Here is a 12,615-nt window from a genome sequence, read left to right as displayed (position 1 = left end):
CTATTTGTCATCCATTTTTCATTCCCTTTTTAGCTTTCTTAATGGTTCAATATCTCCGCGTACAATAGCATCAATATTTCCAGTTATTTTTTCAATATCAAAATGCCACCATTGAATTTGCAATAATTCTTGAATTATTTCATTTGAAAATCTCTCTTTTATTTTATTTGCAGGGTTTCCACCAACAATTGTATATGGTGCGACGTCTCTAGTCACAACAGATTTAGCTGCAATGATTGCACCATCCCCTATTTTTATTCCGGGCATAATTGTTGTATCCATACCAATCCAAACGTCATTTCCTATAACTGTATCACCTTTATAAGGTAAATCAGACAAACTAGGTGTATACTTCTCCCACCCATTTCCAAATATATTAAATGGATATGCCGAAAATCCATCCATCCGATGATTGGCTCCGTTCATAATAAAGTTAACTCCAGATGCAATACAACAAAACTTTCCAATAGTAAGGCGATCTCCAAGAAATTCATAATGATGTAATACTCGATCTTCAAATGTTTCTCCATCTTTCGCATCATAATAAGAATAGTCACCAACAAGTATATTAGGTTTTGTTATTATATTTTTTATAAATTGAACGTTTTGATTGCCTTCAATAGGGTATTTAACATTTGGATTAGGATTCATTTTGTATAGCACTTCCTTTACCACTTATTTCACTTTCTACCGCTATTACTGGCTTTAAATTGTATATAGGTAAAATAAACAATAATCCAATTATAAAAAGTAAAGCCGTCCCTTCATACATCATACTTAATGAAAACATCTCTTTTAATGAGCCAGCTATACTCATCGTTACTACCATTGAACCGGTAAAAAGCGGACTTAAAATACCATTTACACGACCTATAAAATCGGTATCGCTATTTTGAATAATAAGCGTATTAATACCAATTTGGATACAAGGAAGAGCTAAACCACTAAAAAGCTGCGCTGTAAGTGTCACCCATAAATTTGTAGAATATCCTATAATGCCAATACCAATTGCTTGACCAAGCATACCGATAATTAACATCTTTTGCGGAGCAACGTTTTTCGCAAATACCATTGCTAATGCTCCGCCAACAATCATTCCCGCACCATTTACTGTTAGTAGCCACTGTAAACTCTCTTTTGATAATCCTAACTGCTCAGTCACAATAAATATACCTAATGGCTGAATTAATCCTATACCTAGTCCTGCAGCCATAAAACAAAGCCCTAGCAAAGTTAATGCTTTTTTCTTTTTGACATACTTAATACCATCCTTCATCTCCTGCAACAGAGTGATATCCTTCTTTTCTACGTCGTTTTCAAGATCTTTCGGAAGGAATAACAATACAACTGCCGCAAGTAAAAACGAAATACCTGTTATGATGATTGAAATATAAATTCCAAAACTATGAAAGATAAATGTCCCTAGTATTGGTCCTAATACCATAAATATTGCAAATATCGTTTGATATATAGACATTGCTAATTGAATTTGTTCCGTTGATAAATGTTGTTTAAACAACTTCATTCCAGATGGTTGTGAAAACTGTGAAAGGATTGCAGAGATGAGTGTCACAAAAAACACAATTTTCCACGTTCCAAACATAAGCGTAATTAATACAACGAATACTGAAATGGAACTTAACGTTTCACACCATATCATTGTCTTCTTTGGCTTCCACCTATCAGCAAAAGTACCGCCAATAAATGAAAAAATAAAAATTGGAGCGAATTCAGCAACTGAAATCATCGAAATAGCAAAAGCATCACCTTTTGTCATTTCCATTACATATAGTAATACCGCAAAGTTTCGAACCCATATTCCTATTTGTAAAAATAATGCTGATGCTAAAATCCCTTGAACAAACCGATTTTTTAATACTTGTGATACCCCATTGTTTTGTTTCGTTACTACATTTGTCGACATAAAAAAGCCTCCTATTTCATGTTCTGAACAGGAGGCAGCACAAATCATATAAAAAGACTATATATTCGCAGAGCGATATACATCCCTTTTCTATAAATGTACAGACTAACCCTATTCAGAAGAATATTTCGTTTTTTAACGAAGATCTCTTACAAATAGAATTAGTTGATCATTGGGATGTTTTCACCCTTCCGTTTCGAATTTAAATAACACATACATACTCTATGTAAATCATTTTCGATGTATGCATGTCTCCTTTTAACTATTCTAGAAAGTTAAAGGCAATTCCTCTAAAGAACGCATTAAATAGTTACCTTGCCATTTAATTTCTTCACGATTCCCTTTTATTTGTAGTTCAGGCATTCGATTAAACAAAGTAGTAATAGCAATCTTTGCTTCTAACCTCGCAAGTGGAGCGCCTAAGCAGAAATGGCTACCATGACCAAAGGCAATATGACGATTATTTTCCCGAGTAATATCGAATACTTCTGGGTTTTCAAATACAGTTTCATCACGGTTTGCAGAAGCTAAGGCAATGACAACCATATCTCCTTTTTCGATTGTTCGGTCGTGAATTTGAAAAGGTTCCGCTGCCCATCTTGCAGTTGTAACCTCAACTGGAGAATAATATCGTAATCCTTCCTCAATAGCAGCATCAATTAATTTTGGGTTTTCTTTTAATAACTGTAATTGATTTGGATTTTCAAGAAGTGCTAATACCGTATTTGTAATTAAATTCACTGTCGTCTCGTGTCCTGCTACAATTAATAGCATTATCATTGAATATAGTTCCCGAGCGCTAAGTTTATGTCCTTCACTCTCTGCAAGTATTAAAGCACTCACTAAGTCTTCTTTTGGCTCTTTTCGTTTAATATCAACTAAATATTGAAGATATGTAATAAACTCAGATAGTTGTTTTTCGGTCTCTTTTATTTCTTCAGGTGTTTCTGGTGATGCAATAACAGCATGAGACCAAATTCTAAATTTCGCTTGATCTTCTTTTGGAATACCGAGCATCTCACTTATTACAATAATCGGTAATGGAAATGAATAATCATCCACAAGATTTAATGTACCTTTTCGCTCTATATCACTTATCAAATCATCTGCTATTCTCTCAATTCTTTTGTCTAATTGTGCAATCATCTTCGGTGTAAAAGCTTTTTGAACTAAAGATCGTAAACGACTGTGGTTAGGTGGATCTGAATTTAACATATGTGTTGTTAAGTGGTCACTATTATCAACGGAAAGATACATGTTCTTTATATCTTGAGAAAACACATTTGTCCAATCTTTTTTTAAACGATTATCTTTTAAAAGTGGCAGAGCATCTTCATATCTAGTAATGAGCCATTCTTTACCGATTTCAACTTGGTTTACAAATAATATAGGTTGTTTTTTTCGCGATTCTTTATAAATTTCATACGCATCTTCTTTAAACTGAGCTGAAGCTAAATTAATGCCATCCTCTATGCTTAACCCAACTTTGTTTTTCATTGACATTGTATTCCCTCACTCTCATTTGTTTTTGAAAACCAACCCAACATATGCATTATACTCTAATAAAAACGTGAAAATTGTAAATTTTTAATCAAAATCTTACTTCGTATATTGAAAAATAAAAAAGTGAGAGAGTAAAATCGTTTCACTCTCCCACTTCTCTTTATGCGAAGCACATAAAATTACTAATTTGTTGATAGCGATAACTTACTTTACGACGACGACCACCTTGCCACGTGTAACCTGACACTCCATTTCTTCTCACTTCAGTCGGAAAAAACCATAAGTCCCTTCCCAAAGGACCAGGACGATGTAAGCGTAAATAGCCCCATCTTCCTAGACAGTTACACATCCATGATTTCATATTACCTGATTGAGCCGGAGAAGCAAATGTAGACGGTAACGACGGCGCCTGTGACGGTGGTGGTGACGTTGGAGCATCTTCCGCATCATCTGGTCTGTAATCTTCTTGTTCAATATCTCTCACTTCATTTGTAGGTTCATACCCGTAGTCATGTGGATTATAATACATCGCTTGATCATATGGATAATTTTGTTGGTTATACATATTAACAAATCACCTTCTTTTCATTCATTACCTTTACCATTCATATGTGATATGCCCTCTCTGGGAAGCTTATGTATAGCCCAAATTCAACTTAAAAAGCTCGTATTATTAAAAATACGAGCCTTTCAAAAATAGAATGTGTTTATTATTTCCTTAACTTCACACTATAAAAACGCATTTCATCTAACGAACCTTCAAATTCAAATACTTCTTGTTTAATTAATTGTTTCAAACGATATTCTAAGAAAGTATCTCCAACCAATTGTTCAACAAGACCAAGTGCTTCACCAATTACTCTAGGAGCTTTGAGGAACTCTCGATCAGCACCCACACTTTTCGCGCATTCAATTATAAATTGATCAAAATAATCTTCCTGTACAGAATGCACTTCATTTTCTTTCCACACTCTTAAACATTCTATGCTTTCCGAAAATCTATCCCACTCATTTTCAAACTTCATGCGCTTCTCTTCAGTTAAATAAGGTAGCTTTATAAAACTTTTTTGGAATAGAGCTAAACTTTCAGGTGGTAATTCTCCCGTTCCACGAATATCATACTCTTGTTTTAATATTTCTCTACTTGCTTCAGACGTATTAATAACTCGAATGTTTTTCTTATCCTTTAATTGTGCCATTACAAAACTTAGGCCTACATGTTCATGTGCATTATCAGCCTTCCAAATTGTAATAGGCGTTTCAACAGGAATAGTATGTAGTTCTTCTATAGTTGCTATAAATCTTGATAAATATTCTTCTTCAAAATAACTATCATAAGCTGTTAAGTTATTTATTAACCACTTCTGTCTTGCTAGTTGCCCCTCATTCGTATGCAACCTATATATCGGTCCAATTGAAAAGAATTCCGAAAAAGCAACAACACTCTCTTCAAATAATTCTTCTTGACTTAACATATATTTTAAGCAACCAGCCGTTGAATCATCAAAAGCAATATGTACGTGCATACTTTCTTTTACATTCCTTTTATAAGTAGGATTACTTGTTAATTGTTTCGGAATATCCATCAAATTTTTAATTGTATCTTCAGTATAGTTTTCTTCTAATAAGTTTAACTGTATGAGAATACTTTGAAGTAAATCTTTAGCCTCATCTTCGTACATATCCTCTACAGCATTTTTAATTTTATCTATCACACAAATCCCTCTATTCAATTCAAAAATAACGTAGATTATAGTGTATCATTTTAGTATAGTTCTTTAAAGTTAAATCCAGATTACTACAGCAATCTGGATTTTCAACAAAAGCTCTCCTTATATTTTTGAATTGCTAAATATTTTCACTTTGAAAATCCTTGTATCTAAATGTATAATTATATAAAAACAAAAATATAGGAGCTATATTTATGGATAAAGTACTTACAAATTATAAACATTACTTAAAAAATTGGAGATTTATATTTATTTGCATACTACCTGCTATTGCCTTATTCGTTACTTCCGATGTCATCTTTGAACTACTGTTTCATCAAAATTTCTACTTATCTAACTTAATTTCTGCTATCATATTATTTTTAATATTTATTAACGTTAAAGATAAATTTAAAATTAAAGGCTAAAAAACACTATTTCAAAATAGCTATTTATTATTGCATCCTACTATAAAATAAGGCTCGTATTAGATTTTCATAAAAAATAAGAGCACCCTGCAATTGGATGCTCTTATGTGATTAGAGGTTTCTTCTGAGTATTAAGTAGGACACGAAGATCTTGTCCTACTTAATAATATATGCTTGTACTTATTATTTCGTGCATATATTAAGCACCATGTTCAGGTACTTAATATATGCATAGTCATTGCTAAAAAATCTACTCAAATATTCACTGTACAATTTCATATTTATAAATTAAAAAACATCCCCAATGGATGTTTTTTATCTAACATTTTAAGCTTCCATAAACTTAGCCGGTACACCAATTTTTTCAACTACAGAAGATATATTAGTAGGATTAATCATTACATTTTCAATACATACTAATTTATTTTCTAATATCCCATTCTCTGTAGTAATAAGTTCTTCAAACCGATCTAAAGTCATTGAGAATTTATGTTCACTTCCACCATTCATACTAACTTTTACATACTTCATAGTGTCACCGCCTTTCATAATAATTTACATTTCGACAAGAAGGCGCTTACATCCTTTTTATTTACTCTTAGATTTCTCACGTTTACATATATGTTGAGAAAAGAAACTACTATTATTCACTCACAAAATTATTGCTAATAAGAAAGATAAAGATAAAAATGCACAAAGTGGAATATATAAACCCGTATCCATTCTTGCAAAGTGCGTATCTTTTTGTCGTTTAAAGATACCAAAATAGTCAAACTCACCAATTACTCTAATAGAAAAGACAATCATACAAATCCAGGAACCGACTTGAATAATAACATTAGGAACTGCAAAATGAACAATATTTGCTTGTTGCAACAAAATCATTGCTGCCATACTTAATAATAATGCAATGAACAATGTCATTCCGGTGCGAGGTGTAAACGCCTTTTCCCCTGATTTAGTTGGAATAACACTATTTGTCCCCCAATTACCTCCGAAAGCCCAATATACATGTAAAAAGCTAACTAAGAATAATATACAAGCAGATATATATGTAATGATAAGCATTTTATCCTCCCCTTATTTTAGTTCCTATCTATAAAATATGCTATTCCCCTCCGCAATAGCAACCTTCATTTCATTACATAAAAAAAACGTAATGATTTATCAATATTAAGATAAGTCATTACGGGGTTATTAAACTTCATTATGCATTATACCTATTTCTTCGGCGTTCCATCCTTGTTTGACCTTGAACTGCATTTTCTTTGTATGGATCTATTTGCTCTGTCATTTCATATGTTGCAACTGGTTCTTCGTACTTATACTCATGGATTTTTTCTGGCATTTTACTTTTAGATTCTTTCCCACCAAACTTAAATAGTTTCATCCTTAGTTTCGGTAATCTTGGAAGACGAATCTTAAATGATAATCTTTTGCGTTTCTTTTTTGGTCCAAGTAGATTTATATTTTCTTTATTATTATCTTTCTCTTTGCGGTGAATGAACATCGCAAGTAATCCTCCTATTACAAGTCCTCCAATTAATAGTAATATATATACATAATGGCTTGTCATTAAACTCGTTATGCGTTCAAGTATGACTAACGACTGTACTTCTTTTATATCCCATAGTAAAGCGGCCCATAATGAGAATAAGCCCAAAGTAAGTCCATATGTACGAAAACGGAATAAACATGGAATTAACGCGACACATGCAGCAATTTTCGCATTTGCTATGATTGAGCTTGTTGAAATATCTTGATGCCAAATAACTAACAGTAATGTTATAAATGGCGCATACGCTATCCAACTGCATATACGTGAATACATCTTTTTAGCAAAATAACTACCGAAACTAGTAAAAAATAAAAGCCCTCCAATATATATAGATTGTTCTAGAGGGATTTGCTTTGTAAGTCCTGCAATTGGAAAGAGGCCGCTCAGTAGCATTAAGAGCACATCTAATTTCTTCACAATTCCCCATTCCTTTCAAATTTTTTCAATTAATAAAAATCGTTTTTCCATATGAAATAGTTTTTGTATTTCTAAAAAACATATTAATCCTGTCTGCACATAAAGTAAATATGTAAACGAAAAGATACTTGACAAAGGATATCCTTATTTACATAAAAAAATGACAAATCCTGATCGATATAACGAGCAGGATTTGTTTACTAGTATTTAAAGTAGAATAATTGAACCTTTCTTTTCTACTTTTACTACATCTACATCCAATTCATCATCAAATTCTTTAAACTCTCTTGCATCTATGTCAGTAATATAACTCTTTATTACCTTTTCCATATGCATGGAATATGTCATGTGTACATTCTTTTTCGAAAGCATACTAGAATTACAGCACATGTAATGTATCATTTTAGCGATATAATCCCTTTCTACAGGTTTTACACCTAATGGTAGAATTTCAAGTATATATCGCTGAAAAATCCCACTACAATTAAGTGAATATTCACCAGTGCTATAATACATCCCTTTTTGATCTGCATATAAGCCAATGCTATCTAAAGCATCATCACATTCTATTAAACCGTAACTTGGTACATCAAAACCTGTATTTATTCTAATAATATTTAAATTTGGAACCTTTAACACCTCTGGAACAATTTCAGGTAAAATATCTGTATTAATTTCTTTATTTTGTAACTCTTTTATCCAATACCTTCTCAAATTTGCATCTACAATGAAATAAACTTGTTCATTTTGTTCTTTTGCATATTGTACAATTTCCATTAATGTTTCGGAAACATATTGTTTAAAAAGAGCTCCCATATCATTTCTCTTTGATGGTTGTGGTAAAAATGCATTATGTTTATTTATATTTAATAATACGTAATCAATCGTTTGCCATTCTGTATTCCCATATAATTTATATAAAATTTCTTTTCCTTTTATTTTTGAAAGAATAGGTAAGAAATCAAATTTCGATATTCGTTCAATTGATAAATTAACATATATACAAGGTAAATTTATCTTATTCCAACTACGCTTCAAAAATCCTTTTTGCTCTAATAAACTAAAAACACTATTTACAATTGTTTTACGAGATACACTTTGGCCTATAAATAAATTAATAAATGTTGAAATACGGTTTGCTCGTGCAAATCCCTCTCTAATGATTTGTTTTGGATCAATTTTTTCTCGTCCATCACAATTTTTCAATGCGATTAATGCTAATGTCGCATCACTGCGCTCGCCCGCGGTAGCATAGACAGCTTTCGTAACATCATCTACAAGATTTGTTTTATATTTTTGGCAATATTGCATTTTATATGGATTTTGTAACACCTTTTCAATATTGTATCTCACAATCTTTAATAACACTGGAAAATCTGTATTCAAAACATAAGAATTTTCACCAACTTTAGTCAAAACAATTTGACTCTCAAGTAATGCTTGTTCTATTTCCAGCACTATATTTTCAGACCAAACTTCTAATGTTAATGTCTCTAATCCTTTTGGTGCAAATAAAGGAAATAATTCATTTTTGTTATTTGTTGCTATCTTTTTACATTCTGGAAGTATTGTGAAATAAGAGAATTTACGCTGAAATTCTTTAAATAAATACTCTCTTTCCTTTACTTTTATACCCGGTTCTATTTTAGTACCTTGAACTTTATAAATTCTCTCATTGTATGGAAATAACACCCTTTTATTTTCCCCTACAATATAATCTTTCGGATATTGGAGAATATGGTCTAAATCCACCTCTCCCCCTATTTGAAAATCATCTTTTAAATTTCTAAATATTTTAATCCATTTCATACCGGTTGTAGCTTGTTGTATTTTTAGTTTTACAAACCGTATTTTTTTATTATTTGACGCAAACTCTGAGGTAGAAATCAATATCATGCCTCGTTTCCGTCTTAAAAGTAAAGGAATATCTGGATGATTATATTCTTGATAAAATCTCCGAATCCCTATTGAAATATTTAATAATGGAGCGTTCTCACCACCACGGGTTATGCATTGGAATCGATATACATAGGAGAAAAAATCTTGTGTTTTTTCATCTTTTATCGGCTCTGACATCGCCTCACAAATATTTTGTGATCTAAGAGGAGAAAAATAGATTTCTTCTTCATTTGTATTTTCTAAATATATAGGACGCTCACAAAAAATATGTGAGATTAAAGCGGGTACCCACTTAGAATACGTTTCATTATCATGTAGTACTGGCAAATTAGAAATCAAATCGGATTGCCATTCATATTTTGGTGGTTCTACTAATCTATTTGGCTTCCAATCATGAATAATCTCATACCAACTTTGAAAAATATAATCGAGTTGCTCTTGTTTAATAGGTTCTTTTGATACAATCCATGGTATATTTTCATTTAATACGTACGGATTATGCTGAATAAACAATATATCCGAAAACATATCATATAATCTTTTATTCAAACGTTTCAACTTACTCGTTAATAAAAACGTCTTATAATGTATCTCTACGATGTCCAGCCATTCAATAGGAAAGTATATAAATGATACCTCTTCATTTAAAAGGGGTTCTACTATATTTTCAAATGTTAACAGCCTTAATTTTTTCATAAAATGATTCCTTTCTTCGATTGTCTTGATTATCAAAAAGCTAGAACAATAATTACTTAATCTAATTCATTTAAACGAAGTATTTAAAAGAAAAGTAAAAACTATTTATCTAAACAAAACATTATCAAAATGACTCTTTTAAAAATTAAAAGTAATTATCATATACAGCACCCCTTACATTTATATTTTAATACATTTGAATTATACAATTTACTTGGTATATTGTACTTATCATTTACAATAAATTTACAAAAAACTAAAAAAACACCTTAAATCGGTGCTCTCTTTACAAATATTAAGCGTTATGTGACTGAACATATAGATAACAGTAATGCTCCAAATGAAATTGCTCCTAGTAAACCTACTACAAATCCTGTTAAACAAATACAATCAGCGAGACAAATAGAAGACTGCGATAATGGAACGAATGACCTACTTGTACCCGACCCATATTGTTTTATTTTTTTATAATTCATATCTAACATTAAATGTAGACATGTTACACCATCCTCAATAGTATGTAGAGATTCTTTTTCTAATCGCTCCAATAATTTACTATCAAAAGAAACTGATAGAGGATACTGCTTATCTAATTTCATATTTTCATAAATTAGTTGCAAACGAGATAACATATTGTTTTTCTTCTTTTCAGATGTTACTGTACATTTCATATTATTAAATTCATTTAATAACAGTGATAATTCATCTCTTTTTCCGTATAAATCTTTAGCTATTTTTCTCTTTAGTTTATACGAATGGAAAATAGATTTTAGTTCAACCATATTCATACACTTCCTAATTACATATTATTTACCCAATTATTTTATAGATAAACAGTACTTTTTAATCTTATTTAAAATACACTCAAGCAACTTATTTTACTATCGATTAACATTACATTAACCTTACACGGTTGTAATAAAATCATTAGCTAGAAGGAAGCAATTCCCAAACTAGACAGATATTTAATGATAAAACCATAAGAAAAAAACAATGATTAGATTTTAAATCTAGTCATTGCTTTATCCATCACATCTTGATTACATCTATATATCTTATTGTTACTCTTTTACTTGAATGATTGAATATATCCATGAATAATGGCTATATTCTTTGTCGGCACGTACATATATAACTAATGTTTTTTAATTGATAAAGTGAAAATTTAATCAGCTCTCACCAATCGGGATTTTATGGGCAGTCCGCCACCTAACTTCTCTTTGCTCTCACTGAATTTTTTGGGGGATGTTACTACCCGCAACTAGCAAGATAGATGTTATCAATATTCATACGTTACAATAGTACCGGTAGTATCAGTAAAACCATCAAAACAGTTAGAGCAACCACCACAGCCGCCACAACCTCCGCAACCTCCACAACCTCCACAACCAAAACAACCGAAGCAACCAATACAACGGAAGCCACCACAACGGAAGCCGCCACAACGACCTCCACCACAACCGCCACAACGACCACAACCGCCACAGCGACGAGCAGCATCTTCAATATAGTAATACGGATATTGGTTTTGCTGGTCCCAATAGACGATATTTCCAGACCGGTAATCATTAAGGCTTAACGCTTGTAGTTCTTGTTGAAACTGATTCATTTTCATAACCTCCGTTTATAAAATACAACCTCATCAATACTTCCCTATATTCCTGTTCGTTACATCTAAGTAGAAATAGCGCTATAAACTAAGTTCAATACGTACACCAACAAAGTATGACTTATCACTAGATGATGCACCTTGTTCATATACCTATTTTTACTATGGGCTCATTTTTATAAAGTGAAAATTTAATCAGTGGGGTTTTGTTCATCCCCTACCTAACTTCTTTGCTTCCGCTGAATTTTGAGGTGGGGGGCTTACTGCCCGGCAAATAGCGAGATAAATAAAAATTAAAAAATATGAATTCTAGCGTCATATCTTCATACTTACTAAGTTTAATGAATTTTTCAATAATTATGATCCATATCCTATATATTTCCGTCTGCTGCTTAGATTTTTCTGTACTGTAAATGGCTTTCGCTATAACACCTCCAAGTGACCAGTTTCTATGACGGTTAAGAAATTCCAACAAAAAAAGCCCTAATTAGGGCTTTTCATTCTATTTCTCCAGCAAATCTCTATATGAAATTGCTAATTGAAAAAAGACACATTTAGATTGATGCGTCTTTTTTTGATGCCTCTTTTGTGAAATCATATAAAGCAATTGCGCCTAAAAGAACAAGTATCCCTTGAGGAACATCTAGCAAAATAGTTTTCCAAATTTCTGGAATTACCCATTTAATATCTGCTGCTGTTTCAAGATATGTTTGGAAATAGCTGATTGTAAAATTAATTATCCCTAAAAATACAAATAACGATAAACCAAATCGAATTAATTTCTTATTTGTAAACATATAACACCTCTCAAAATTCATTGGATATTCCTGCTTTTGCTTCTTTATATTCGCATATCTCTATATCTAATTTTA

Annotated in this window: 13 protein-coding genes; 1 reads left to right on the top strand and 12 read right to left on the bottom strand. The window is 31.7% G+C overall.

Annotation, left to right across the window (positions count from 1 at the left end):
• Positions 1–18 precede the first annotated feature (18 nt).
• The 5 genes from ACTFRY_RS16855 to ACTFRY_RS16835 all read right to left on the bottom strand — a co-directional run bounded on the left by ACTFRY_RS16855 (position 19) and on the right by ACTFRY_RS16835 (position 5,142).
• Positions 19–651, bottom strand: coding sequence for a Vat family streptogramin A O-acetyltransferase (locus tag ACTFRY_RS16855; RefSeq protein WP_001069249.1), 633 nt, complete (start codon positions 649–651; stop codon positions 19–21).
• Entirely contained in the window at positions 641–1,924 is a 1,284-nt protein-coding gene (locus ACTFRY_RS16850) for an MFS transporter (RefSeq protein ID WP_098616589.1), read from the bottom strand. The genes ACTFRY_RS16855 and ACTFRY_RS16850 overlap by 11 nt, the downstream gene beginning before the upstream one ends.
• 267 nt (positions 1,925–2,191) lie before the next feature.
• Entirely contained in the window at positions 2,192–3,427 is a 1,236-nt protein-coding gene (locus tag ACTFRY_RS16845) for a cytochrome P450 family protein (protein ID WP_098616588.1), read from the bottom strand.
• A 160-nt stretch (positions 3,428–3,587) separates the two neighbouring features.
• Positions 3,588–3,992: a hypothetical protein gene (locus ACTFRY_RS16840; protein ID WP_098616587.1), complete on the bottom strand. Its 405-nt coding sequence runs from the start codon at positions 3,990–3,992 to the stop codon at positions 3,588–3,590.
• Positions 3,993–4,137: 145 nt separating this feature from the next.
• Entirely contained in the window at positions 4,138–5,142 is a 1,005-nt protein-coding gene (locus tag ACTFRY_RS16835; RefSeq protein WP_098616586.1) for a DUF1835 domain-containing protein, read from the bottom strand.
• Positions 5,143–5,351: 209 nt separating this feature from the next.
• On the opposite strand from ACTFRY_RS16835, the gene ACTFRY_RS16830 reads away from it, so the two are divergent.
• On the top strand, positions 5,352–5,564 hold the full coding sequence (locus ACTFRY_RS16830; RefSeq protein ID WP_000362070.1) for a hypothetical protein: 213 nt from the start codon (positions 5,352–5,354) through the stop codon (positions 5,562–5,564).
• 327 nt (positions 5,565–5,891) lie between these two features.
• On the opposite strand, the gene ACTFRY_RS16825 is transcribed toward ACTFRY_RS16830, so the two are convergent.
• The 7 genes from ACTFRY_RS16825 to ACTFRY_RS16795 form a co-directional block, all read right to left on the bottom strand.
• Complete coding sequence (locus ACTFRY_RS16825) at positions 5,892–6,095, bottom strand: hypothetical protein (RefSeq protein WP_000878369.1); 204 nt, start codon at positions 6,093–6,095, stop codon at positions 5,892–5,894.
• Between the two features lie 120 nt (positions 6,096–6,215).
• Positions 6,216–6,632, bottom strand: a complete 417-nt coding sequence (locus tag ACTFRY_RS16820; protein ID WP_098616585.1) for a DUF3995 domain-containing protein — start codon at positions 6,630–6,632, stop codon at positions 6,216–6,218.
• 139 nt (positions 6,633–6,771) lie between these two features.
• The gene (locus tag ACTFRY_RS16815; RefSeq protein WP_000732185.1) at positions 6,772–7,539 is read right to left on the bottom strand and encodes a DUF3959 family protein; all 768 of its coding nucleotides are present in this window, start codon (positions 7,537–7,539) and stop codon (positions 6,772–6,774) included.
• Between the two features lie 207 nt (positions 7,540–7,746).
• Positions 7,747–10,134: an RNaseH domain-containing protein gene (locus tag ACTFRY_RS16810; protein ID WP_098616584.1), complete on the bottom strand. Its 2,388-nt coding sequence runs from the start codon at positions 10,132–10,134 to the stop codon at positions 7,747–7,749.
• A gap of 302 nt (positions 10,135–10,436) precedes the next feature.
• Positions 10,437–10,922: a homoserine dehydrogenase gene (locus ACTFRY_RS16805; protein ID WP_098616583.1), complete on the bottom strand. Its 486-nt coding sequence runs from the start codon at positions 10,920–10,922 to the stop codon at positions 10,437–10,439.
• Positions 10,923–11,413: 491 nt separating this feature from the next.
• Positions 11,414–11,743, bottom strand: a complete 330-nt coding sequence (locus ACTFRY_RS16800; protein ID WP_113710692.1) for a heterocycloanthracin/sonorensin family bacteriocin — start codon at positions 11,741–11,743, stop codon at positions 11,414–11,416.
• Between the two features lie 554 nt (positions 11,744–12,297).
• A complete protein-coding gene (locus ACTFRY_RS16795; RefSeq protein WP_002101034.1) occupies positions 12,298–12,561 on the bottom strand; it encodes a DUF3937 family protein in 264 nt (87 codons plus the stop codon).
• Positions 12,562–12,615 lie beyond the last annotated feature (54 nt).

It is taken from the genome of Bacillus cereus group sp. MYBK195-1 (assembly GCF_051916605.1).
Taxonomy (GTDB): Bacteria; Bacillota; Bacilli; order Bacillales; family Bacillaceae_G; genus Bacillus_A; species Bacillus_A cereus.
This window is presented reverse-complemented; position numbering and strand designations above follow the sequence as displayed.